Genomic DNA, 22,974 nt, shown 5'->3' on the forward strand with positions numbered 1-22,974 from the left:
TGGGCACATGGATCTTCGTATTTTCACCGAACCCCAGCAGGGCGCGACCTACGACAGGCTCCTGAGCGTGGCCAGGGCCACCGAAGACCTCGGCTTCGGGGCCTTCTTCCGCTCGGACCACTATCTGCACATGAGCGGCGAGGGCCTACCCGGTCCCACCGACGCGTGGATCACCCTGGCCGGATTGGCCCGGGAGACCAAGCGCATCCGGCTGGGCACGCTGATGACGGCGGCGACGTTCCGCCTGCCCGGGGTGCTCGCGATCCAGGTCGCGCAGGTCGACGCGATGTCCGGCGGTCGGGTCGAACTGGGTCTCGGCGCCGGCTGGTTCGAGCAGGAGCACACCGCATACGGGATCCCGTTCCCGCGCGCGAAGTTCGGCCGACTGGAGGAGCAGTTGCAGATCCTGACCGGGCTTTGGGACACCCCGGTCGGCGACACCTTCGACTACGCCGGCCGCTACTACTCGCTGGCCGACTCGCCCGCACTGCCCAAGCCCGCCCAGCACCCGCACCCGCCGATCCTGATCGGCGGCTTCGGCGCCAAGCGCACGCCGGCGCTGGCCGCGCGCTTCGCGAACGAGTTCAACGTCCCGTTCGGATCGGCGCAGACGAGCGCGCAGCAGTTCGGCCGGGTGCGCGACGCGCTCGCCGAGCACGGCCGCAAGGCCGAGGACATGGTCTTCTCGAACGCGCTCGTGGCCTGCGTGGGCAAGGACGACACCGAGGTGGCCCGGCGCGCCGCGGTGATCGGCCGCGAAACCGCCGAACTCAAGGAGAACGGCCTGGCCGGCTCGCCCGCCGAAGTGGTCGACAAGATCGGCCGGTTCGCCGAGATCGGTTCGACCCGGATCTACTTCCAGATCCTCGACCTGCACGACCTGGACCACCTGGAGCTGATCGCCTCGGAGGTGATGCCCCAACTCGGCTGAGCCCACGGGCCGACCGGCCCGGAGCCGTCCGGGCAGGGGGAAAGGGCCCTGTCGCAGCCCGTGCGCTGCGACAGAGCCCCTCTCTCACCCCACCGCCCGGGTGGCCACTGCGGGCGGTCGCCTGGTGTGTTCCCTCGTCGTCAGACGGTCGCGGGCGTGTCCCCGTCGTCCTTGCCGAAGGTGCCGCTGCCGGCAAGCAGCGCGCTGCGGGTGCCACGTGCGCGGTACCACATGACGCCGCCGACCATCAGGAGCGCGCCACCGGCGGTGCCCAGCAGCCGCGGGTCCAGCAGGGCCCCGGTGTGCGCGAGAGCACCGCCGCCACCGCCGTTACCGCTTCCGGCGGAAGTCCCGGAACCGGTGCCGGCCGTGGTGCCCGTGGTCGTACCGGTGGTGGTTCCGGCGGTGTCGCCGGCGGTGGTGCCGGTCGTGCTTCCGGCGGTGTCACCGGCAGTGTCACCGGCGGTGGTTCCGGCCGTGGTGCCGGCGGTGGTTCCGGACGTCGTTCCGGTGGTGGTGCCCGTCGTCGTACCGGTCGTGGTGCCCGTGGTGGTGCCGGCCGTCGAGCCGTTGGTGGCCCCGGCGTGCGCGAGCTCGATTTTGAAGGGGAGTTCGACCTTGGGCCCGGTCTCGGACGTGGTGACCGTCAGGACGTAGTCGCCGTCGGTCCAGGGGGCCGCGTCCCGAGGGAAGATGGCGAGGGTGGCCGAGAACAACCCATGGGCATCCGTCGTGTCCGACCTCAACTCGACCGGGCCGAAGGACGTGTCGTTCTTCCTGGTGATCACGGCCTTGAACGGCGTGTTCGGGGGGAAGTTCGTCAGCGACAGGCTGTAGTTCACTACGACGCCGGTCGCATCCGGGATGCGAATCCCCGCGTCGAAGACCACACTCGGGGAAACCGTGGCGACGACGCTCCACGCGTTGCCCGTCATCCGCACGTCCGCGTGCGCGAGGTCGTCGACCAAAACGGCCGAGTTGTCGTCGAGGCACTGCACGCGGACGCGGTGGTCGCCCGGGAGTGCGTTGACGATGAGCTGGGCCGGCGGGGAGAGCACCGGCTTGCGGTTCTCGGGCAGCGTGATGGGGCTGAACGAGCCCAGTCGGACGTTGCCCCCACCGGGCAGGGTCCGCCAGAAGAGGGCCTTGGTCGCCCCGACGGGGCATGCCTTCGCCGAGGTGATGGTCACCTTCTGCGAAAGGTCGCCCGTGCCGGGACTGATCGTGAGGACGTCGCTGTCGGTCGGCGGGGTCGTGGTCGGTGGAGTGGTGGTCGGAGGCGTGGTGGTGGGCGGCGCGGCCACGCTCCACGTCTTGCCATCCGCTCCGTCGGCGGTGGTGATGTCGACCGAGGCCGGTTCGCTCAGCAATGTGCCGATGTCGTCGACGCACTGTGCGGTCAACGTGAAGGTGCCGGTGAGGTCGGTTCCCGCCAGGAACAACCGGATCGGCAAGGGGCGGTCGGGGATCCGGTCGGCGGGCAGCGGGTCACCGGTCTCCCCACCGATCAGACGCGGTGTGGCCAGAGTGCCTCCGGAGACCGTCCACCGGAAGTTGGTGGCCGGTGCCGCACACGGCACATTCGCCTTCATCGTGACCTTGGTGTCGATCTTTCCGGTGCCCGGAGCGACGATGATCGTCGGTGTCGGGGAGCCCGGGTCGGCCGCCGCCGCGAGCGTCGGCATCGCCGACATTACGAGCAGCCCGGCTCCGCACGACGCCAGCACTCGCGCGAGTCTTAGGCTCATCTGGTCAACTCCGTTGAGAAGAAAGGAAAACGGGGACGGATCGCACATGGGCCACCGGGACGAATCCCGGCGGCCCAAGGCGTTGTCACCGACGCCGCGTCACCACCACAGGCGGGACGAGTCGAGGGTGATCGCGACCGAGGTGGTCGCCTTCGAGTCCGTGCCGGAGAGCACGAGCGTGTAGGAACCGTCGGCCACGGTCGCCGGAAGCGTCAGCAGCGCGCCGCCCCAGGTGCCGTCGGGCGCGATCTGCGGCTGCAGCGAGACCGGGACGGAGACGCCGTCGCCGGCGCGCACGGCGCCGTCCACGCGCTCACCGGGCGCGAAGCCGCGGAACAGGACCAGACCGAAGCGCAGCGCGCCGAGCTTGCTCGGCAGCGCGCGGGCCTCGGGCGAAAGCGAGCTCCACACACCGCCGTTGATCCTCAGGTCGACCGACGCGGGCTCGGTGATGGTCAGCACACCGTCGGCGCCCGTCGTGTAGCACTGGGCGACGAGCTTGTGCGCGACGCCTTCCTGCGTGGCGGAGCCGAGCGGGAACAGCGCCCGCAGGCCGACGACCGCGGTGTCCGCGACCTTGTCGGCCGGCAGCGGGGTGCCCAGGAACGAGCCACCGAAGACGCGCTCGTTGGCGTTGGGCGAACGCACGACGAACCGGAACGCGGTCGCGTCGGGACCACACGGAACGCTCGCGCGAACGGTCGCCTTGCCGGTCGCGTCGGCCGGGCCGTACAACGGGCTCACCTTGACGGTGCCCTGCTCGGCGGTCGCGGACGAGGAGGGAGCGGCATCCGTGGCGATGGCCGGCACGGAGGCGATCGCGAGCGCGGCCGGAACCGCGACCGTGAGCGCGAGCAGACGACGGAGCTTCATGAAATGCCCTTCCGGGGTCAGTGGGTTCGAGCAAAACAGCACGCGGCGGCCTGCTGGGCATCCGCCGGGGAAACGTCGGGGGCTCGCGATGGCGGACGGATGAGCGATCCGCCACCGGAGGGTGAACACGAGGCGCGGGGACTTCGGAAGTGAAGTCGGAAGTGAAGTCGAGAGACCGATCACGACCTCGGCTCCGCGTCGTACGGTCGCGGATCCGGCTCGTGAAGCATCGATCGGGGAGCGAAGCCGAAAGTGCTTTCGATCGCTCGCTGTTGCGCAGCCGCCGCCCAGACGATGAAGTCGGCAACAGTGGCGTGATGGTCGCCGTCGCCGCAGTCGTGAACGTGATACACGGCGTGGTCACACGAGCCGTTGATCGGCGCGGTCGGATCGACACCGCCCATGCCGCGAGGCCACGCAGCGCCCCCGGGCCGTGTGCGCCACGACGCGCCGACTTGCCGGGGTCGAAACCACCGGCGCTCACGCCGGAATCGTGCGGGGGCGGGCCGTCCCGGGTCCCCCGACCCGAGACGGCCCGCCACCGATCACGTGATTCCGGGCAGGTCGGGCGGCGGTCAGACGACGAAACCGAAGGTGGTCCAGATCGCCTGCTGCGCCGGGGCCTTGGCCCAGTTGATGAACGCGATGGTGTCCGTGTCGCTCTCGGTGTCGGCCGGGTCGTACACGAAGTACACGTTGCGGTTGCCGACGAAGCCGCTCGCGTTCGGCGCCTTGCCGTCGATGCTGCGCGGGGTGAAGCCGTTGGTGTGGTTGGTCACGCCCGACGCGGGGTTGGTCTGCTCGCCGTACGCGGCCTGCGAGAAGGGGATGATCGCGTCGGTCGAGGTGATCTGCGGCGCGTCACCGCGGTTCTCCTGCGCGGTCTGGATCACGGTCGCGGCGCAGGCACCGTTGGCCGCCGAGGTCGGGTCGAAGCCACCGAGCACCTTGTCGATGAACTCCTGGCGGGTGCCGGAACCGGCCTGCGGAATGTGCTTTTGGATCGCACCCGACAGGCTCGGGTTGATCTGGCTCCAGTTGGTGATCGAGCAGTCGTAGATGCCGTGCAGCTGCGCCGAGGTCAGACCGGCGGGCGCGCCGACCTTCTTGGTCGCCCAGGTGACGGCGTCGCCGGCGACCCGGGTGAAGGTCAGCGTGGTCTCGGGGGTGCCGGCCTTCGGGCCACGCGAGGAGCGGACGAAGCTCAGGCAGTTGGCACTGGTGCCGGCGCGCTCGGCCAGCAGCGCGTTGATGCCGGCGCCCGAGCCGTTCGGCCACGGGTTCTTGCCGGTACCGTACTGGGTGTCACAGGCGGCCTTGCCGGTCGCCTGGCCACCGGCGGGGACGCCGGCGTTGACGGTTATCCAGTTGTTGCCACCCGGGTCGACGTTGGCGGCATAGTCCGAGGTGAGCGCCGCGGTGACGTTCTGCAGCGTGTCCGAACCGGCGTTGACGTAGGTGGCCGCGTTCGCCGAGGCGTTGGCGCCGACGACGAGCGCCATGGCGGCGGTCGCGGTGCCCAGTACGGTGGCGGTCTTGCGCATGCTGAAGACGCTGGACATTCGAAGTCTCAACTCTCTCTTGGCATTTGCTGGCCATCGACCGCAGTGGCCGACGCCGACAACGCTGCCGGCGGCTTGATCGTCGTGGGATGTCCGGCAGGGAAACGGGACCGGGCTGCGCGAGGCGTCGACGCGAACGGACCGCGCCTGTAACGGAAACCGGACACACCGGAACCTCTGCGGCACGGATACGACGCCTGCCGTACACCCTCGGCACCGGTTGTTTCCGTAGCGGACAGTTGCCGAGGCGCTGCGCTCTGGTTGTCTCCAGGCGAGGGGCATCCGGCTTGATCGCCGGGCGACATGACGAACGGTCAGGTCGGTTCGCCACCCGCTTCCAGGAGCCGAAAGCCATGGCACACCCGCCCGTGTTCGCACCCGAGTCGCCGGAACTCATCGATTCGCCCCGGCGGATCGCGGTACGTCGGACCAGGGCCGATCACGCGTTCCGCTGGACCACGCGCGGCGTGGCGATCCTGGTCCTGGGGTTGCTCGCCGCGATCGGTGGCTACCTGCTCTACCAGGGCAGCAGCGCGCTCGACCGGGCCGGCTGGGGATTCCTCACCGAGGACGTGTGGGAACCCAAGAGCGGCACCTTCGGCGTGCGCGGCCTGCTCACCGGCACGGTCCTCGTGGCCATCGTCGCGCTCGTCGTCGCGGTGCCGATCGCACTCACCGCCGCCCTGTACATCACCGAGTTCGCCCCCCGGCGTCTACGCGGGGTGCTCACCTCGATCGTCGACCTGATGGCCGCGGTGCCGAGCATCATCTACGGCATCTTCGGCTTCTTCGTGCTGCAACCCCAACTGATCCCGGTCAGCCGGTGGTTGGCCACCAACCTGGACTTCCTGCCGATCTTCGAGATCCGCACGATCGACGTGAAGGCCCGCTTCGTGGACAGCCAGTTCAGCTCCTCGCTGTTCATCTCCGGCGTCGTGGTGTCCACCATGGTCATCCCGATCTGCTGTTCGGTCAGCCGCGAGGTCTTCGGCCAGGCGCCGCCCGGTGAGAAGGAGGGCGCGCTCGCGCTCGGCGCCACCCGCTGGGGGGTGATCCGCGCGGTGGTCCTGCCGTTCGGACGCGGCGGCATGATCGGCGGCGTCATGCTCGGCCTGGGCCGAGCCCTGGGCGAGACCATCGCCGTCGCGATGATCATCTCGTTCAACACCGACTTCTCCTTCCGCATCCTCGACGGCCAGGGTTCGACGATCTCCTCGTTGATCGTCCTGAAATACGGCGAGGCCGACACCGAGTCGATCTCCGCGCTGATGGCCGCCGGCCTCGCGCTCTTCGTCCTCACCCTCGCCGTCAACACGGTCGCCGGCGTCCTTGTCGCCCGCTCGCGCAGCGGCAAGTCCACCGAGATCTGAACAACGACGCACAGCGGCCCCGGCTCCACCAGACCCACCACCGAGGGGATCCACGACGATGACCGTCACCGAGCCGATCGTTCGGCCCGGACCCGACGCGCCGCCGCCCGCGCCCGCGCCGCGACCACCGGAGGAAACCCGCGTGGCACTGCGCCGCGTGGCCCCCGACGACATCGGCGTCGCACTCGGCGCCGCGGTCGCCGGCGCGAGCCTCGCGTGGGTGCTGTACGGGCGGATCCTGCCGGTCGCCGGCTGGCAGGGCTACCTGATCACCGCCTACGCGAGCTTCCTGCTGCTGTACGCGATCGCCACCCGCATGCGCCTGGACAAAGTGGCCGCCAGTGACCGGGTGGCCGGTGCGGTGATCTCCACCGGCGCGGCCCTGATGGTCGGCACGGTGGTCACCGTCATCGGCTACGTCTTCGTCAAGGGCTTCGGCCGCATCCTGCACGCCGACTTCTTCACCGCCACCCAGCGGCACTTCAGTGCGCTCAGTGCCGACGGGGTCGCGGTCGGCGCCGCGCACGCCATCGTCGGCACGTTCGAACAAATGGGCATCGCGATCGTGCTGAGCGTTCCGCTCGGGGTGATCGCCGCCATCTACATGAACGAGGTTGGCGGCCGGTTCGCCGTGGTGGTGCGGGTGGTCGTGGAGGCGATGACCGCGATCCCCTCGGTGGTCGCGGGCCTGTTCGTCTACGCCTTCTTCGTCATCTCGCTCGGCCAGGGCTTCTGCGGCCTCGCCGCCGGCCTGGCACTGTCGGTGGAAATGATGCCGGTGGTCACGCGCGCCACCGAGGTGGTGTTGCGCCTGGTGCCCAACGGGCTGCGCGAGGCGTCGTTGGCCTTGGGCGCGGGGGAGTTCCGCACACTGTGGAACGTCGTACTGCCCACCGCCCGCAGCGGCCTGGTCACCGCCGTCATCCTCGGCTGCGCCCGCGTGGTCGGCGAGACCGCGCCCGTACTGCTGGTCGCGGGCGGCGGCGCGGGGATGAACTGGAACCCCTTCAGCGGTGTGCAGACCTCGCTGCCGTACTTCATCTGGGTGAACTACAAGTCGCCCAGCGACGAGCTCAACTCCCTCGCCTGGGGAGCCGGCGTGACCTTGCTGCTCATCGTCCTCGTGTTGTTCTCGCTCGCGCGCCTGATCGGCGGTCGCGCCCCCGGCGAGTCCGGTCGTCGCAAGCGGCGGCGCTCCACCGCCGTCGCCAAGTCCCTCACCCCGGAGCCCACTTCATGACCAGGATCACGCGCCTGCCCGGGCGCCTGCTACGGCTGGCGATCGTGTCCGCGCTTGCCGTCCCCCTGCTCGCCCTGCCGACCGGCACCGCCTCGGCCGCCGCCACCGGTATCCACGGCAGCGGCTCCACCTGGAGCTCGCCCGCGACCATGCAGTGGGCGGCCGACGTCGCCGCCCGCGGCCTCGCGGTCGACTACACACCCAACGGGTCCACGGCCGGCCGCACCGACTTCATGAACCACCTGGTGGACTTCGCGGTCTCCGAGATCCCGTTCCAGGGGAACTACGTCGACCGCACCGGCGCGGCAACCAACGAACTCGCGGCCCTGGCCAACTCGAACACCAAGTTCAAGTACCTGCCGATCGTCGCCGGCGGCACCTCGTTCATGTACAACCTGAAGATCCGCGGTCAGCAGGTCCGCAATCTCCAGCTGTCCCCGCGCACCATCGCCGGAATCTTCACCAACCGCATCAGGGTGTGGAACGACCAGGCGATCAAGGCCGACAACCCGGCGCTGTCACTGCCGGCGACCCCGATCACCCCGGTCGTGCGATCCGACGGCTCCGGCACCAGCGCCCAGTTCACCGCGTTCTTGACCAACCAGGTCAACGACGTCTGGCGACCGTTCTTCCCCGGCGGAATGACCTCGGAGTTCCCGGTCAAGGGCGCGACCAAGGCACAGGCCGGTTCCGAAGGCGTGGCCAACTACGTGGCGGCGGGGTACGGCGAAGGCGCGATCACCTACGTCGAGACCGCCTACGCCATCCAGCGTCAATTCCCGGTGGCCTCGATCAAGAACGCCGCCGGCGTCTACACCCAACCCACCTCGGACGCGGTGTCGATCGCGCTCACCAAGGCCCGGTTGAACCCGGACAGTACGCAGATCCTGGACGACGTCTACACCAACCCGGATCGGCGCGCCTACCCGATCTCCAGCTACAGCTACATGATCGTGCCGGCCGCCAAGCAGTTCTCCTTCGACGAGTCCAAGGGCGAAACACTCGGCAGGTTCATCAAGTACTTCCTGTGCGCCGGGCAGGGGCAGGCACCACGACTGGGCTACTCACCGCTGCCGCCCAAACTGGTGAGCTTCGGCTACGACGCCATCAAATCGATCCCCGGCGCACCGGACCCGGGCGCACTGCCGGCGAACCTGAACAAGCCGACCAAGGCGGAATACGACGCCTGCCCGAACCCGACCTTCGACCCGGCCTGGGTGCCGCCGGACCAGAAGAACCAGCAGCAGCAACAGCAACAGCAGAACCCCGCCGGCGGGGGGAACAACCAGAACAACGGGAACGGCAACGCAAACGGGGACGCGAACACCCCCAAGCCCGGTGACACGCCCGGTGCGGCCACCCCCGGTGGTCAAGGTCAGGACGGCGCGGGCGGCGCCACCCCCGACCAGGGCACCGGCGAAGTCTTGGCCGGCGGCGACAAGTCCGGCCCCGCCGGGCCGGTCAGCGCAGGGTCGGTGGAGGCCGGCGACTCGCCACCGCTGCCACCGGTGTGGTTCTACGCACTCACACTGGTCTGCCTGGCCGCGGCGGTGTTCGGTGCGCCGTTCCTGTACAGCCGCCTCGGCCGAGGGCGTGGTGGGCCCGATGTCGGTTGAGTCGGGTGGCCGGGAGATGTCCGGTCCGTGCGCCGCAGACGAACTTTCGAACACCGTGCCGGTTTCGGCTCCCCCGGCACCGCCGCGCCGCGCGAGGATCGGCGCGGGTCGTCCGCGCCGGGAGACGAACCCGAACGCGAGTGAGAGAAGTGGAGTTGCCGTGAGCGGCATCGAAGAATCCACCACTTCGCAAGGCCGGGCGCTGACCGTCGCCGGCGTCCTCGCGTTGTGCGTCGCGCTGCTCTCGGGATGGCTGAGCGTGGTCGCCGCCGGTTCGGCCGCCGCGGCCGAACCGCGCCCGACCGTGACCGTGTCGCAGAGTACGAACCTGGTGAACCAGCGAATCCTGGTCAAGTGGACCGGATTCACCCTGGCCGCCGACACCAACGCCGTGGTCGTGATGCAGTGCAAGGGCACCGCGCCCAAGGCCCGGGACTGCTGGGCTCCGCGCTGGACGCAAAACGGTGAGGAGGTCGGTCAGCCCGACGGCTCCTCGCCGGGAGCGGCCACCAAACAGACCGGACTGCCCACCGCCGCGGACGGATCCGGGCAGGTGTGGCTCCAGGTGCGGCCGGCCCTGCGGTTGACCGAACTGGGCTGCACCGACCGGCAACTGTGCTCGGTCGTGGCGTTCGTGATGCCCGCCGACGGAAGCACCGTCTCCGCGTTCCGGCCGAAGGCGAACATTCTTCTGGGCGAAGGCTTCGGGCCTTTGGACACCGACATGGATCTGGCGTTCGCCGCCGGACAGGCCGCGGTGACGCCACTGTCGTTCGTACCCGCGCCCAATGTCTGCCCCGGCATGGAGCACCCGGACCTCTCGGTCAACGGTGCCGGCGAGTTCACCCAGGCGGGCGCCTCCTGGGTGTTCGGGCTGTGCACCGCCCGAACGAACACCGTGAACATGACGGTGAGCGCCGGCTCCGGACCCAGCGGTCGTGAGGTCTTCCTCAGCGACGGAGTCGACATCGGCGTCACCCAGCAGCCCATCGGCGGCGCGCTGGATCAGGCCAGACCGGTGGCGCTGGCGGGCGTCCGGGACAAGGCCAAGACCGTCTACGCGCCCTTGACCAACGGCGCGTTGGCCTTCTCGTTCAATATCGACGACACCCGAACGCGGCTACCGATCACGTCGATGAACCTCACCCCTCGACTGATCGCGAAGCTGATCACCGGCGCCTACCAGGCCGCGCCGCACGGGCCGAACGCCATCGTGTATCTGGCCAACGACCCCGAATTCAAGGCCATCAACGAGGCCCGCAACTGGCCCCTGGACCTGCGCACGCCGATCCTGCGCGGCGTCCAGGACGACACGATCTGGGCGCTGACGTCGTGGCTCGCGTCCGATCCGGAGACCGTCACCTGGCTCTCCGGCACACCCGACGCCAACGGCGTCGTGTGCCCGCCGGACTGGCGGATCGGCAAGGCGAACTACCCGCTGGCGGTGTACACCAACCGGCTGGAGATGCTCACCAACACGAACGTGCCGCAGACCGTGTACGAGGACATCGTCAACCGGCTCGGCAACTCGATCCCGACCAACCGCACCATGACCGAGACCGGGCCCAAGGACATCGGCCAGGACAAGTACGGCTACCACAACGTCATGGCCATCACCTCGGTCGAGGCGGCCGCCCGCATGGGCACTCCGGTGGCCAAACTTCGCAACGCGGCGGGCAACTTCGTCGACCCGACCGACCCCGCGACCGTCCGCGCCGGCGTCGCCGCCGCCAAACCCGGGCCGGACGGGGTCACGCTCACCAACGACTACCGCAGCACCGTGGCCAACGCCTATCCGCTCACCATCACCAATGTGGCGATGGTCTCCACCGACAAGCTCACCGCCGCCAAAGCCGGCAAGATCGACGCCTTCCTCGCCTACGCGGCGACCGCCGGTCAGGTGCAGACCGGCAGCTTCCAGCCCGGTGCGCTCCCGCCCGGCTACGTCCCGCTCGGTGACGCGCAGAAGCAGCAGATCACCGACGCCCGCAAGAAGATCGCCGACGCGCCCAAGTGGACCGGCGAGACACCACCACCCACCACCGCACCGGTCGACCAAGGCGGCAACAACGCCGCCGGTTCGGCGGGGACGAGCACCGGGAACAACGGCGGCCCGAACACCCCGAGCCCGGCCGACCCCACCGGCGCCCCGACCACGGCGCCCTCGGCCTCGCCCTCCACCGCCCCCGTCGGCGCAGCCGCCCCGCCCGCCGACAAGGGCCCGTTCCCCCCGGTGGCCAACCTGATCAAGGACGCACTCGACGGCGACCCGTCCGCGGTCGTACTGCTGGTCCTGATGTGCGTCAGCGGCGCCGCGCTGATCGCCTGCCCGGTACTGCTCTCGCTCGGACACAAGCGCCGCACCGGCGGATGGCCACCACCGGTGGCCGCCGTCCTGCGCCTGATCGGTCGCCAGGGGGCCGCCGCATGACCGCCGACACCGTCGCCAAGGTGCCCGCGACCGCGCCGGCGCCCGCACCCGCGACCGAACAGGCACCCGCGAGCGCGCCCGCAGGCGCCGGCGGGCAACCGCCGGCGACCGCGGGCAAGACCCGCACGGGGCGCGCGGACCCGTACACGATCGCCGGCGCCTCGGTCGCCCTGCTCGCCCTGCTCATCGCGGGCTTCGTCGGCTACCTGTACGTCGTCTCCGACATCCAACAGGCCCGCGACCAGAGCATCCTGGCCGACCGGCTCTCCGACGAGCTCTACCGCGACATCGGCCCGCTCGGCGGCAACATCGCCAAGGGCAAGCCGGTCGCGATGTTGCGCATCCCCGCGATCGGCGTGCGCCAGGTCGTGGTCGAGGGCACCACCGCGGACTCGCTCGCCAAGGGACCCGGACACTTGCGCACCAGCGGCCTGCCCGGCCAGGGCGGGCACAGCGTGATCATGGGCCGCTCGCACACCTTCGGCGGCCCGTTCCGGGACCTCACCGAGCTGCGCGTCGGCCAACGCATCGAAGCCACCACCCAGCAGGGCGAGTTCACCTACAAGGTGATCGAGCGCCGGCACGTCGCCAACGGCAAGGACGACGTGCTCGCGCCCGGCCGGGAGAACCGGCTCGTACTGATCACCGCCGACTCGTGGATCCGCCCCGGCGGGCGCACCGTCGTCGTCGCCGAACTGCAGGGCGCCCCCAAGGCCCAGGAGGGTCGCCGTCCGCAAGGTCTACGCGCGGACGAGAAGGGCACCGGCGGCTACGCGGACGCCGGCGTGCGGCTGCTGCTGTGGGCACAGGCGTTCACGCTCGTGCTCGTCGTCCTGGTCTGGGCGCTGCGCCGCCATCCCGATCGCCGAGTCACGCTCCTGCTCGGCACCCCGGTCGTGCTCGCCGTCGTGTGGGCACTGTACGAATCCGCCGCTCGCGTACTCCCGGCGACGCTCTGACGCCGGTTCTCCTCCCGTCCCACTCCACACCCCGGAGGCTCCGCACGTGACCAGCCCGGACAGCGGTGCGACGACTCTCGCCCCCGCAGCCCAAACCCAGCCCTTACCGGCCCAATCCGTCGGCGGGCGTGGCTCGACGCTCACCGCGGAGGCCGTCAGCGCCTGGTTCGGCACCCACAAAGTGCTCGAACGCGTCGACCTCGTGATGGCGGCCAACTCCGTCACGGCCCTGATCGGACCGTCCGGCTGCGGCAAGTCCACCTTCCTGCGCATCCTCAACCGGATGCACGAGCTCGTGCCCAGCGCGCAACTCGCCGGCCGGGTCCTGCTCGACGGCGAGGACATCTACGACTCCACCCGCCGCCCGATCGAGACCCGGCGCCGGGTGGGGATGGTCTTCCAAAAGCCCAACCCGTTCCCGGCGATGTCCATCTACGACAACGTGGTCGCCGGCCTGAAGCTGACCGGCGTGCGCAACGCCGACAAGGACGCCGTCGTGGAGTCCTCACTGGTGCGGGCCGGCCTGTGGATGGAGGTGCGAAACAGGCTCAGGCAACCCGGCGGCGCGCTCTCCGGAGGCCAGCAGCAACGTCTGTGTATCGCCCGCTCACTGGCGGTCGACCCGGACGTGCTGCTCATGGACGAGCCGTGCTCGGCGCTCGACCCCACCTCCACGCGGCGGATCGAGGACACCATCGGCGAACTGCGCGACGACATCACCATCGTCATCGTCACCCACAACATGCAGCAGGCCCAACGCGTATCCGACCACTGTGCGTTCTTCCTCGCGGCGGAGAACACCCCCGGCCACATCGTCGAGGCCGGACCCACCACCGCGATCTTCGGCGCACCCCGCGACCCTCGGACGGCCGACTATGTCGCCGGTCGCTTCGGATGAGTCGCGGGCCCCGGACGGCACGCCGGAACGGCACGCGCGCTACGACGTCCACCTGGACGCCGAACAGCACGTGCGGTGGCGGCTCATCGCCCCGAACGGCCGCGTGCTCGCGCGGTCCGCTCGGGGCCATGTCACGGCGGGGGCCTGCCGTATCGAGCTGGACCGGCTGCGTCGCCGGGTGGTCGACCTCGTGCCCGTCATCGGACGGGCCACGGGCGCGCCGGGCTGGTTCTGGAGCGTGGCTCTCGAACCCAGCGCACCCGTCGCGTTGTCGGCCCGCACCTACGAGCGCCTGGAGAGCTGCCAGGTGTCCTACGAGAGATTCGTCCGCCTGCTGACCGTCACCGAGCCCGACGACTGGTGACCCGGGCCGCGCGCCCGCCGCGATCGCGACGATCGTGGCGGCGCGCCCCCGCAGTGGACTCTCCCGTCACGGGAGGGGGCACCGTGGTCGGTCGGAGGTGATGAGGATGTTCCTCGGCATCGGAGACTTCGCGCGCGCCACGGGCCTCACCGTCAAGGCGCTGCGCTGGTACGACGAACAGGGCGTGCTGGTGCCCGCGGACGTGGATCCGCACACGCGCTACCGCCGCTACACGGTCGGCCAACTCGAACAGGCGGGCCTGGTCCGCGCGCTGCGCACCGCGGGCGTACCGCTCGCGGCCATCCGCACCGCGATGCGTGAAGGCGGCTCCCCGCACGAGGCGCTGCGCGCGCGGCGGGAGGCGGTCGTGACCGAACGGGCGCGCGAGGACCGAGCCCTCGCGACGGCGGAGAGAGTGCTCGCGGGCGCAGGTCTCGACTACGACGTGCACCTGCGCACGAGCCCGTCTCGGGCCTGGGTCGGCGTGATCGAGTACGTCGTGTTGCCTGCGGACGCGGACCCGGTGATCGCGGACCCGGACGGTACCCCCGTGGACGCGGACGTCGCGATCGAGGCCGCCCTCCTCGACGTGTACGCGAGCCTGCACGCGGATGGCATCGCGCCCACCGGAGCGTTCTGGCTGGACCTGGGGCGACCCGCGGACGACGCCGGCGCCGAGGTCGGGCTGTGCGTGCCGCTCGCCGCGCCGGTACCCGAGGGCTGGTCGGTTCCCGGCCGACGGACGATCGCCGGCACGCGCCCGGCCGGCCGGGAACTGACCACCGAGCACGTGGTCACCGACGACGACCCCGACGACGGCACGGCCGTGCATCCGGCGTTCGCCGCGCTCGTGCGGGCCGCTGCCGAGCGGGACTTGTCGATCGACCTGGGCACCCTGCGGCAGCACTGCCCACGAGAGGTCGCGGGCAGCCCCGGGAGCGGGAAGCGGGTCCCGGGGAGCGGGACGGGGACCCGCACGGTGGTGGAACTGTCCGTCGACGTCGACGAGTGAGGGCACCGTCGAAGGGTGCACCGGCCGGCGTGCCGGAGGGCTTGCGGGTGGGCGCACCGGCGAGCGCGCCGTCGGAGGGCGTGCCGGCGGGTGCGCCAAGGGAGTATCGGGGGGGGCTTGCCGGAGGGATCGGCGGGCGTACCGGAGGAGGCGTCGGAGGGCGTGCCAAGGGAGTATCGGGGGGCTTGCCGGAGGAGGCGTCGGAGGGCGTGCCGGCGGGCGCACGTCGGTGAAAAGCGATCGTCGGCGACCGTGTGCCTGGCACATAATCGGCCTGGTGTTCCTGACCATCGCAACCACTCATCAGCCCGCCACCGACCTCGGCTTCCTGCTGCACAAGCATCCCGGGAAGGCGCAGCGGTTCTCCACGACCTACGGCGAGGCACACGTCTTCTACCCCGAGGCGGACGACGCGCGCTGCACCGCGGCACTCCTGCTCGACGTCGACCCGATCGCGCTCACGCGCGGGGTCAAGCGGGGCAAGGGTGCCAAGGGCTCGCCCGACCTGGCGCTCGCGCAGTACGTCAACGACCGGCCCTACGCCGCGTCGTCGCTGCTCGCGGTCGCGCTCGGCACGGTCTTTCGCACTGCGATGCAGGGCCGCTGCGATGCGCGCCCCGAACTTCCCGCGCTGCCGATGCCGTTGGAGATCGAGGTGCCCGCGCTGCCCGCGCGCGGTGGCGAGGAGATGGTCCGGCGGCTGTTCGAGCCGCTGGGATGGCAGGTGACGATCGAGCCGATTCCGCTGGACCCGCGCTTCCCGGCGTGGGGTGAATCGCGCTACGTACGGCTCGCGTTGACCGGCACGATGCCGCTCGCGGACGCGCTGCGGCAGCTGTACGTGCTGCTCCCGGTCCTGGACAACGCGAAGCACTACTGGGTCGCGCCCGACGAGGTGGACAAGCTGCTCCGCGCCGGCGAGGGCTGGCTGTCCGCGCACCCGGATCGCGACCTGATCGCGAGCCGCTACCTCTCGCGTCGCCCCACCCTCACCCGCAGCGCGATGGAGCGCCTCGCCGAGATCGACGAGACCGCCCCGGAGCACCTCGACAACGCGATACCGGACGACGGCGGCGAGGACGCGGAGACGGACGAAGACGCGAGTGCGGTCGCGGGCGCACGTGCGGGCGCAGGCGCAGGCGTGACGCCGGTGGGTGCGGACGCAGGTGCGGATGTGACGCCTGCGGCTGCGGGCGCGCCTGCGCGTGCGGCTGCGCCTGCGGGTGTGGCGCCGACGCATGCGGTGGGAGCGGTGGCGACCGAAGGTCTGTCGTCCGCGCCTGCGCCTGCGACCGGCGGGACTGCGGGTGCGCCGGCGACTGGGGGACCTGCGCCCGCGCCTGCGGCTGCGAGCGCGGTCGACGGCGCTGTGCCTGTGACCGCGGTCCTTGCGACCGCGCCGGCGACCGGCGACGGGGCGATCGCGGGTGCGGGTGCGGGTGCGGACGAGCGGCCGCCGACCCTCGCCAGGCAGCGGCGGGACGCGATCCTGGCGGCCCTGCGGGCGGCCGGGGCCGAGCGCGTGCTCGACCTGGGCTGTGGCGACGGCAAGTTGATCGGGGCGCTGCTTCGGGAGCCGCGTTTTCGCGAGATCGTCGGCGTCGACGTGTCCACCCGCGCGCTCACCATCGCCGAGCGCAAGCTCAAGCTCGCGCGGATGTCGGAGCGGCAGCGCGATCGGGTGCGGCTGATCCAGGGGGCACTGACCTACACCGACCAGCGGCTCGTCGGCTACGACGCGGCCGTGCTGTGCGAAGTGATCGAGCACCTGGACGAACCACGCCTGCCCGCCCTCGAATACGCCGTCCTCGGCTCGGCCCGACCGGCGACCGTCGTGGTCACCACACCCAACGTCGAGTACAACGTCCGCTACGCCTCCGAGGAAGTGGGCGGCGAAGGCCTCGCGGCCGGCGCCATGCGGCACGGTGACCACCGCTTCGAGTGGGACCGCGCCACGTTCCGCGCGTGGGCCGAACAGGCGGCGGCCAAGTACGGCTACGCGACCCGATTCGAACCGGTCGGCGAGGTCGACCCCGAGGTCGGCCCCTCGACCCAGATGGTCGTGTTCACCCGTACCGAGACCCACGACGCCGGCATCCCGCCCGCCCGCGACACATTCGCTTCCGCAACCATCCCCACCGCCGACGACGAAGGCACCGGAGCAACGGCATGACCCACGACGCGAGCACCCGCCGTGCATTGACCATGCCCGACCTGTGCCTGGTGGTCCTGATCGGTACCACCGGGGCGGGCAAGTCGACCTTCGCCCAAACCCACTTCAAGCCCACCCAGGTGCTGTCCTCCGACTACTTCCGCGGACTGGTCGCCGACGACGAGAATGACCAGTCCGCCTCCGGCGACGCGTTCGAACTGCTCCACCATGTCGCCCGGATGCGCCTGGCATCCGGCCGGCTGACCGTGGTGGACGCGACCAACGTGCAGCGCGAGGCCCGCGCGCAACTGGTCAAGGTCGCCCGCGACCACGACGTGTTTCCGGTCGCGATCGTGCTGGACATCCCCGAGGCCGAGTGCCAGGCGCGCAACTCCGCACGCCCGGACCGGATGCACCTGCCCCCGCACGTGATCCAGCGTCAGCACCGGGATCTGCGCCGATCGTTGCGCGGTCTGCAACGCGAGGGCTTTCGCAAGGTGCACGTACTCTCCGGCGTGGACGAGGTGGCACGCGCCGAGATCGTGCACGAGCGCCGATACAACGACCTGCGGCACCTGACCGGCCCGTTCGACGTGATCGGCGACATCCACGGCTGCCGCGCCGAGTTGGAATCACTGCTGGTCGAACTCGGCTACGGAATCACCCGCGACGAGGCGGGGCGGCCGGTCGACGCCGCACACCCCGAGGGCCGGACCGCCGTGTTCGTCGGCGACCTGGTCGACCGCGGACCGGACACCCCGGGCGTGCTGCGCCTGGTGATGGGCATGGTCGGCGCGGGGCACGCGCTGTGCGTACCGGGCAACCACGAGAACAAGCTGGTGCGCGCGCTCAAGGGCCGACAGGTCAAGGCCACCCACGGACTCGCCGAGTCGCTCGAACAACTGGCGGCGGAAAGCGAGGAGTTCCGCAGGGAGGTGGTCGACTTCTGCGAGTCCCTGGTCAGCCACTACCTGCTCGACGAGGGCAGGCTCGTGGTGTGCCACGCGGGGCTGCCGGAGAAGTACCACGGTCGGATGTCCGGGCGAGTGCGCAGTTTTGCGCTGTACGGCGACACCACCGGCGAGACCGACGAGTACGGCCTGCCGGTGCGCTACCCGTGGGCCGACGAGTACCGGGGCAAGGCGACCGTGGTCTACGGCCACACGCCCACGCCGCGCGCCGTGTGGGTGAACAACACGATCTGCCTGGACACCGGCGCGGTGTTCGGCGGCGACCTGACGGCGCTGCGCTGGCCCGAGCGCGAACTGGTCGCGGTGCGGGCCGAACAGGTCTGGTACGAGCCGATGCGACCGATGGCCTCGCAGGCCCCGGGTGGTCGCGACGGGCGCACCCTCGACCTGGGCGACGTGCTCGACCTGAGCCCCGGCGGGGTCGGTCGCCGGCATGTCGAGACGGCCGGCGCGGGCATGGTGACGGTACGCCAGGAGAACGCGGCGGCAGCGCTGGAGGTGATGAGCCGGTTCGCCATCGACCCGCGCTGGCTGGTCTACCTGCCGCCGACGATGGCGCCGTGCGCGACCAGCACGCTGCCGGGGCTGCTCGAACATCCGGCGCAGGCGTTTGCGCAGTTCCGGGCGGACGGGGTCGCCAAGGTGATCTGCGAGGAGAAGCACATGGGCTCGCGGGCGGTCGCCCTGGTGTGCCGGGACGAGGCCGCCGCGCGCGAGGCGTTCGGGGTGGACGAGGGGATGGGCGCAGGCGCGGTGTGGACGCGCACCGGGCGCGGCTTCTTCCCCGATCGGGCCACCACCGACGGCTTCCTGGACCGGCTGCGCGGAGCGATCGAGGCCGCGGGACTGTGGGCGGAGCTGGACACCGACTGGTTGCTGTTCGACGCCGAGTTGATGCCGTGGTCGGCCAAGGCGCAGGAGCTGCTGCGGCAGCAGTACGCCTCGGTGGGTGCGGCTGCGACCTCCGCGCTGCCGGTCGCCGGCGCCGCGCTGGCGCGTGCACTCGAACGCGGGATCGACGTCGGCGAGTTGGCCGACCGGATCAGGGGCCGCGAGGTCAACGCACACGCCTTCGTCGACGCGTACGGCCGGTACTGCTGGGAGACGGACGGCCTGGAGGGACTGCGCTTCGCACCGTTCCAGGTGCTCGCCGGGCGCGGCGGGTCCTACCTGGGCCGGGACCACGCATGGCATCTCGCGCTCGCCGACCGACTGGTGGCGGCCGACCCGTCGGGGCTGCTCGCGCCGACCGGCCGGCTGATCGTGGACGTCACCGACGACGAGCAGGTCACGGCCGGCGTCGAGTGGTGGACCGAGCTGACCGCCGCCGGCGGCGAGGGCATGGTGGTCAAGCCGCTCGCGGGCGAAGCCGCACGGGCGACGAACCGTCGGGTGCAACCGGGGGTCAAGTGCCGGGGCCCGGAATACCTGCGGATCATCTACGGCGCCGACTACACCGAACCGGTGAACCTGGAGCGGTTGCGCAATCGTGGTCTGGGCCACAAGCGCTCGATGGCGCTGCGTGAGCATGCGCTGGGCGCCGAGGCGCTGGACAGGTTGGCGGCCGGCGAGGCGCTGTGGCGCGTGCACGAGGCGGTTTTCGCCGTCCTGGCACTGGAATCGGAGCCGGTGGACCCCAGGCTCTGAGACCGCGTCACCTGTTCGCAGCAAGGGCGGTATCCGTGCCGGCGCGGATACCGCCCTTGCGCGGGTGATTGCCGGAAACTTTCGGGTATGTCGTTTCAGTGCCGTGTGCCGATCGAAGCGGGTCGAAGGTCCTGCGCCGATCGGTCCGAGCGTCGTCGCAGGTCGTGACCTGTGTCGGAGGTTCGCGCCCGGTCCCGGGTGCAGGATCCCCATGTGGTGGAAAACGGAGCCGATCCGCGGTGCCGGGCCCCCTCGACACACGGAGGAGCAGCGATGAGCCACGCGGTGGATCCCCAGGCCCCGCCGGCGGCGTCGCTCGCGGCGGAACCCGCGACGGGCGACGTCTCGCGAGGCACCCTCGGCCTCCCGCAGGCGACCGCGCTCGTGGTCGGCGGCGTCGTGGGCACCGGGATCTTCCTCTTGCCGGCCACCCTCGCCAAGTACGGCACGATCAGCATCCTCGCCTTCGGCCTGGTCACCGTCGGCGCCCTGGCGATCGCGGCGATCTTCGGCAGGTTGGGCGCACGCATCCCGGCAGCCGGTGGCCCCTACGCCTACGCCCGCCAGGCCTTCGGCGAATTCCCCGGCTTCCTGAACGCGTGGTCGTTCTGGATCACCGCCTGGGCCGGCAACGCCGGCATCGCGGTGGCCTGGGTCGGCTACGTGAACTACTTCCTGCACTGGGACTCCGAGCCGGGGAAGATCGCGATCGCCCTGGTCGGCCTGTGGATCCCGGCCCTGATCAACCTGTCCGGGGTCAAGAACATGGGCCTGTTCCAGGTCGTGACCACCGTGCTCAAGTTCGTTCCGCTGATGTTCGTGGCCATCGTCGGCCTGTTCTTCGTCAAGAGCGGCAACTTCGGCGAGTTCAACGCGAGCGGCAAGAGCTTCCTCGGCGCCCTACAGGTGTCCGCGGCACTGGTGGTGTTCGCCTACTCGGGTATCGAGGCCGCATCGGTGGCCGCCGAGAAGGTCAAGGACCCCGAACGCAACATCGGCAGGGCCTCGATCTACGGCACGCTCGCCTGCGCCGCGGTGTACATGCTCAGCACGATCGCGGTGATGGGCAATGTCCCGCACGCCGAACTCGTCGACTCCTCCGCCCCGTTCTCCGACGCGCTGAACAACATGTTCGGCGGCGGCCTCTGGGGCGGCATCATGGCCGCGATGGCAATCGTCTCGGGCATCGGCGCGCTCAACGGCTGGACCATGTTGTGCGCGGAGATGCCCTACGCGGCGGCCAAGGACGGCATGTTCCCGCGACCGTTCGCCTCGGTCAATCGGGCGGGCGTGCCCGCCTTCGGCATTCTGGTCGCCACGGCCTTGACCTCGGTCGTGGTCGCGGTGAACTACCTGTTCTCCGAGGACGCCTTCGAGACGATCCTGCTGTTGGCCACCGTCACCACCGTGATCCCCTACCTGTTCTCCGCGTCGGCGCAGTTGTTCTGGCTGGTCACCCGCGAGCGCCCGGTCAGCCGCGCGGCACTCGGCAAGGACCTCACCATCGCCGGCGTGGGCTTCCTGTTCACCCTGTGGATGGTCTACGGCGCGGGCTCGGACGCGGTGCTCAAGAGCCTGATCATGCTGCTGCTCGGCATCCCGGTCTACATCTGGGTCAAGGCCTCGCGCGGCGAATACGGCCCCGGCGGGAAGGAGGCCGGCCACGTCGCGGCCGAGGAGGACATCGCCGTGGACACGCGTGAGTAGCCCGGCGTGCGCTCGCGGCGCGCCTCGTACCCCGCGGCACCGGAAACACCATCCGCAGACGGAAGCAGAAGAACGGAAACGGCAGCGGCAGCGGAACCGGGCGGGAGCCGAGAAGCACCACCGCTACGGATTCGACAATGCCACCACCGAAACCAGACCCGGTCCCGATGGCCGGAAAAGCACATCGCAGTTCGCAACGGTCAGGAGGACCATTCCATGGGGTTCCACGTCGAGTCGGAGACCGGTCGCCTCAAGCAGGTGATCCTGCACCGCCCGGATCTGGAGATGAAGCGGCTGACCCCGACGAACAAGGACGAGCTCCTGTTCGACGACGTGTTGTGGGTCAAGCGGGCCCGCGAGGAGCACGACGGCTTCGCGGACGCGCTGCGTGATCGCGGCATTCGCGTGCACCTGTTCACCGATCTGCTGCGCGAGACGCTCGCCGGCGAGCCGGCCGCCAAGAAGATGGTCCTGGACCGGGTCTTCGACGAGCGCGAGTTCGGCCTGCTGGCGGTGGACGAACTGCGCGGCCTGTTCGAGGGCTTCGACGCCAATGAGCTGGTCCGCTACCTGGTCGGCGGCATCACCAAGCGCGAAGTGCTCGAATACATGCAGGAGCCGCACAGCGTCGCGTTCCACACCATGGACGTGGACGACTTCGTGCTCAAGCCGCTGCCCAACCACATCTTCACCCGGGACACCTCGTGCTGGGTCTACGACGGCGTCGCGGTGAACGCGATGATGATGCCCGCCCGCCGGCGCGAGACCGTGCACTTCGAGGCGATCTACAACTACCACCCGAACTTCGCCAAGGGCGACTTCAACGTATGGAACCCGGGCCAGAGCAGCTTCCCGGCGACGATGGAGGGGGGCGACGTCCTGGTCATCGGCAACGGCGCCGTCCTGGTCGGGATGAGCGAGCGGACCACCCCGCAGGGTGTCGAGGCGCTGGCCCGCGCGCTGTTCAAGCACGGTTCCGCGACGAAGGTTGTCGCGCTGAACATGCCGAAGAAGCGCGCCTTCATGCACCTCGACACGGTGATGACGATGCTCGACGGCGAGACGTTCACCAAGTACGCGGGCATGGGCATGCTGCCCTCGTACACGATCGAGCCGGGAGAGCACGAGAAGGAGCTCAAGGTCACCGACCACCCGGCCCACGACATGCACAAGGCGATCGCGGGCGCGCTGGATCTGTCCGACATCCGCGTCCTGACCGCGACCCAGGACGTGCGCTCGGCCGAACGCGAGCAGTGGGACGACGGCTGCAACGTGCTGGCGGTGGAGCCCGGCGTGGTGTTCGCCTACGAGCGCAACGTGACCACGAACACCTACCTGCGCAAGAACGGCATCGAGGTGGTCACCATCCGCGGCAGCGAACTCGGCCGGGGCCGTGGCGGACCGCGCTGCATGAGCTGTCCGGTGGAGCGCGAGGCCGTCTAACCTGGCGGTTTGCCGATTCGGGTGACCCCTCGTCCGAGTCTGCGACCGAT

At 70.4% G+C, this 22,974-nt stretch carries 17 protein-coding genes; 13 read left to right on the plus strand and 4 right to left on the minus strand.

The features are described 5' to 3' along the window. Nucleotides 1-7: 7 nt before the first annotated feature. Nucleotides 8-931, plus strand: a complete 924-nt coding sequence (locus ACFZBU_RS03160; protein ID WP_391581710.1) for an LLM class F420-dependent oxidoreductase — start codon at nucleotides 8-10, stop codon at nucleotides 929-931. Nucleotides 932-1,071: 140 nt separating this feature from the next. Here the strand turns inward: ACFZBU_RS03160 and ACFZBU_RS03165 are convergent, their stop codons facing one another. The 4 genes from ACFZBU_RS03165 to ACFZBU_RS03180 form a co-directional block, all read right to left on the minus strand. Next, entirely contained in the window at nucleotides 1,072-2,679 is a 1,608-nt protein-coding gene (locus ACFZBU_RS03165) for a hypothetical protein (protein ID WP_391581711.1), read from the minus strand. A 99-nt stretch (nucleotides 2,680-2,778) separates the two neighbouring features. Then, nucleotides 2,779-3,552, minus strand: a complete 774-nt coding sequence (locus tag ACFZBU_RS03170; protein WP_391581712.1) for a hypothetical protein — start codon at nucleotides 3,550-3,552, stop codon at nucleotides 2,779-2,781. A gap of 179 nt (nucleotides 3,553-3,731) precedes the next feature. Then, nucleotides 3,732-3,956, minus strand: coding sequence for a hypothetical protein (locus ACFZBU_RS03175; protein WP_391581713.1), 225 nt, complete (start codon nucleotides 3,954-3,956; stop codon nucleotides 3,732-3,734). A 171-nt stretch (nucleotides 3,957-4,127) separates the two neighbouring features. Next, on the minus strand, nucleotides 4,128-5,096 hold the full coding sequence (locus tag ACFZBU_RS03180; RefSeq protein WP_391581714.1) for a PstS family phosphate ABC transporter substrate-binding protein: 969 nt from the start codon (nucleotides 5,094-5,096) through the stop codon (nucleotides 4,128-4,130). Between the two features lie 371 nt (nucleotides 5,097-5,467). On the opposite strand from ACFZBU_RS03180, the gene pstC reads away from it, so the two are divergent. The 12 genes from pstC to ACFZBU_RS03240 all read left to right on the plus strand — a co-directional run bounded on the left by pstC (nucleotide 5,468) and on the right by ACFZBU_RS03240 (nucleotide 22,924). Next, nucleotides 5,468-6,484 (plus strand): phosphate ABC transporter permease subunit PstC, encoded by a 1,017-nt coding sequence (pstC, locus tag ACFZBU_RS03185; RefSeq protein WP_391581715.1) that lies wholly within the window; start codon nucleotides 5,468-5,470, stop codon nucleotides 6,482-6,484. A 58-nt stretch (nucleotides 6,485-6,542) separates the two neighbouring features. Further along, nucleotides 6,543-7,724 carry a phosphate ABC transporter permease PstA gene (pstA, locus tag ACFZBU_RS03190; protein WP_391581716.1) on the plus strand — a complete coding sequence of 394 codons (1,182 nt, stop codon included), beginning with the start codon at nucleotides 6,543-6,545 and terminating at the stop codon, nucleotides 7,722-7,724. Further along, a complete protein-coding gene (gene pstS, locus ACFZBU_RS03195; protein ID WP_391581717.1) occupies nucleotides 7,721-9,340 on the plus strand; it encodes a phosphate ABC transporter substrate-binding protein PstS in 1,620 nt (539 codons plus the stop codon). Before pstA ends, pstS begins: the two co-directional genes overlap by 4 nt. Nucleotides 9,341-9,500: 160 nt before the next feature. Beyond that, complete coding sequence (locus ACFZBU_RS03200) at nucleotides 9,501-11,771, plus strand: hypothetical protein (protein WP_391581718.1); 2,271 nt, start codon at nucleotides 9,501-9,503, stop codon at nucleotides 11,769-11,771. Beyond that, entirely contained in the window at nucleotides 11,768-12,730 is a 963-nt protein-coding gene (locus ACFZBU_RS03205; RefSeq protein WP_391581719.1) for a sortase, read from the plus strand. Before ACFZBU_RS03200 ends, ACFZBU_RS03205 begins: the two co-directional genes overlap by 4 nt. Before the next feature lie 181 nt (nucleotides 12,731-12,911). Then, the gene (locus tag ACFZBU_RS03210) at nucleotides 12,912-13,628 is read left to right on the plus strand and encodes a phosphate ABC transporter ATP-binding protein (RefSeq protein ID WP_355529637.1); all 717 of its coding nucleotides are present in this window, start codon (nucleotides 12,912-12,914) and stop codon (nucleotides 13,626-13,628) included. Continuing rightward, entirely contained in the window at nucleotides 13,606-13,992 is a 387-nt protein-coding gene (locus ACFZBU_RS03215; protein WP_355529452.1) for a hypothetical protein, read from the plus strand. Before ACFZBU_RS03210 ends, ACFZBU_RS03215 begins: the two co-directional genes overlap by 23 nt. Nucleotides 13,993-14,098: 106 nt before the next feature. Beyond that, nucleotides 14,099-15,004 (plus strand): MerR family transcriptional regulator, encoded by a 906-nt coding sequence (locus ACFZBU_RS03220; protein WP_391581720.1) that lies wholly within the window; start codon nucleotides 14,099-14,101, stop codon nucleotides 15,002-15,004. A gap of 277 nt (nucleotides 15,005-15,281) precedes the next feature. Beyond that, nucleotides 15,282-17,177, plus strand: coding sequence for a 3' terminal RNA ribose 2'-O-methyltransferase Hen1 (locus ACFZBU_RS03225; RefSeq protein WP_391581721.1), 1,896 nt, complete (start codon nucleotides 15,282-15,284; stop codon nucleotides 17,175-17,177). Next, nucleotides 17,174-19,774: a polynucleotide kinase-phosphatase gene (locus ACFZBU_RS03230; protein ID WP_391581722.1), complete on the plus strand. Its 2,601-nt coding sequence runs from the start codon at nucleotides 17,174-17,176 to the stop codon at nucleotides 19,772-19,774. Before ACFZBU_RS03225 ends, ACFZBU_RS03230 begins: the two co-directional genes overlap by 4 nt. A 273-nt stretch (nucleotides 19,775-20,047) precedes the next feature. Then, the gene (locus ACFZBU_RS03235; RefSeq protein ID WP_391581723.1) at nucleotides 20,048-21,481 is read left to right on the plus strand and encodes an amino acid permease; all 1,434 of its coding nucleotides are present in this window, start codon (nucleotides 20,048-20,050) and stop codon (nucleotides 21,479-21,481) included. A 216-nt stretch (nucleotides 21,482-21,697) separates the two neighbouring features. Next, a complete protein-coding gene (locus tag ACFZBU_RS03240; protein ID WP_391581724.1) occupies nucleotides 21,698-22,924 on the plus strand; it encodes an arginine deiminase in 1,227 nt (408 codons plus the stop codon). Nucleotides 22,925-22,974 lie beyond the last annotated feature (50 nt).

This window comes from Embleya sp. NPDC008237 (assembly GCF_042956465.1).
Classification (GTDB): Bacteria; Actinomycetota; Actinomycetes; order Streptomycetales; family Streptomycetaceae; genus Embleya.

Coding starts and splice junctions, on each gene's coding strand:
- ACFZBU_RS03160 (WP_391581710.1), top strand. CDS start 8: ATGGATCTTCGTATTTTCACCGAACCCCAGCAGGGCGCGACCTACGAC.
- ACFZBU_RS03165 (WP_391581711.1), bottom strand. CDS start 2,679: ATGAGCCTAAGACTCGCGCGAGTGCTGGCGTCGTGCGGAGCCGGGCTG.
- ACFZBU_RS03170 (WP_391581712.1), bottom strand. CDS start 3,552: ATGAAGCTCCGTCGTCTGCTCGCGCTCACGGTCGCGGTTCCGGCCGCG.
- ACFZBU_RS03175 (WP_391581713.1), bottom strand. CDS start 3,956: ATGGGCGGTGTCGATCCGACCGCGCCGATCAACGGCTCGTGTGACCAC.
- ACFZBU_RS03180 (WP_391581714.1), bottom strand. CDS start 5,096: ATGCGCAAGACCGCCACCGTACTGGGCACCGCGACCGCCGCCATGGCG.
- pstC (WP_391581715.1), top strand. CDS start 5,468: ATGGCACACCCGCCCGTGTTCGCACCCGAGTCGCCGGAACTCATCGAT.
- pstA (WP_391581716.1), top strand. CDS start 6,543: ATGACCGTCACCGAGCCGATCGTTCGGCCCGGACCCGACGCGCCGCCG.
- pstS (WP_391581717.1), top strand. CDS start 7,721: ATGACCAGGATCACGCGCCTGCCCGGGCGCCTGCTACGGCTGGCGATC.
- ACFZBU_RS03205 (WP_391581719.1), top strand. CDS start 11,768: ATGACCGCCGACACCGTCGCCAAGGTGCCCGCGACCGCGCCGGCGCCC.
- ACFZBU_RS03215 (WP_355529452.1), top strand. CDS start 13,606: ATGTCGCCGGTCGCTTCGGATGAGTCGCGGGCCCCGGACGGCACGCCG.
- ACFZBU_RS03220 (WP_391581720.1), top strand. CDS start 14,099: ATGTTCCTCGGCATCGGAGACTTCGCGCGCGCCACGGGCCTCACCGTC.
- ACFZBU_RS03230 (WP_391581722.1), top strand. CDS start 17,174: ATGACCCACGACGCGAGCACCCGCCGTGCATTGACCATGCCCGACCTG.
- ACFZBU_RS03235 (WP_391581723.1), top strand. CDS start 20,048: ATGAGCCACGCGGTGGATCCCCAGGCCCCGCCGGCGGCGTCGCTCGCG.
- ACFZBU_RS03240 (WP_391581724.1), top strand. CDS start 21,698: ATGGGGTTCCACGTCGAGTCGGAGACCGGTCGCCTCAAGCAGGTGATC.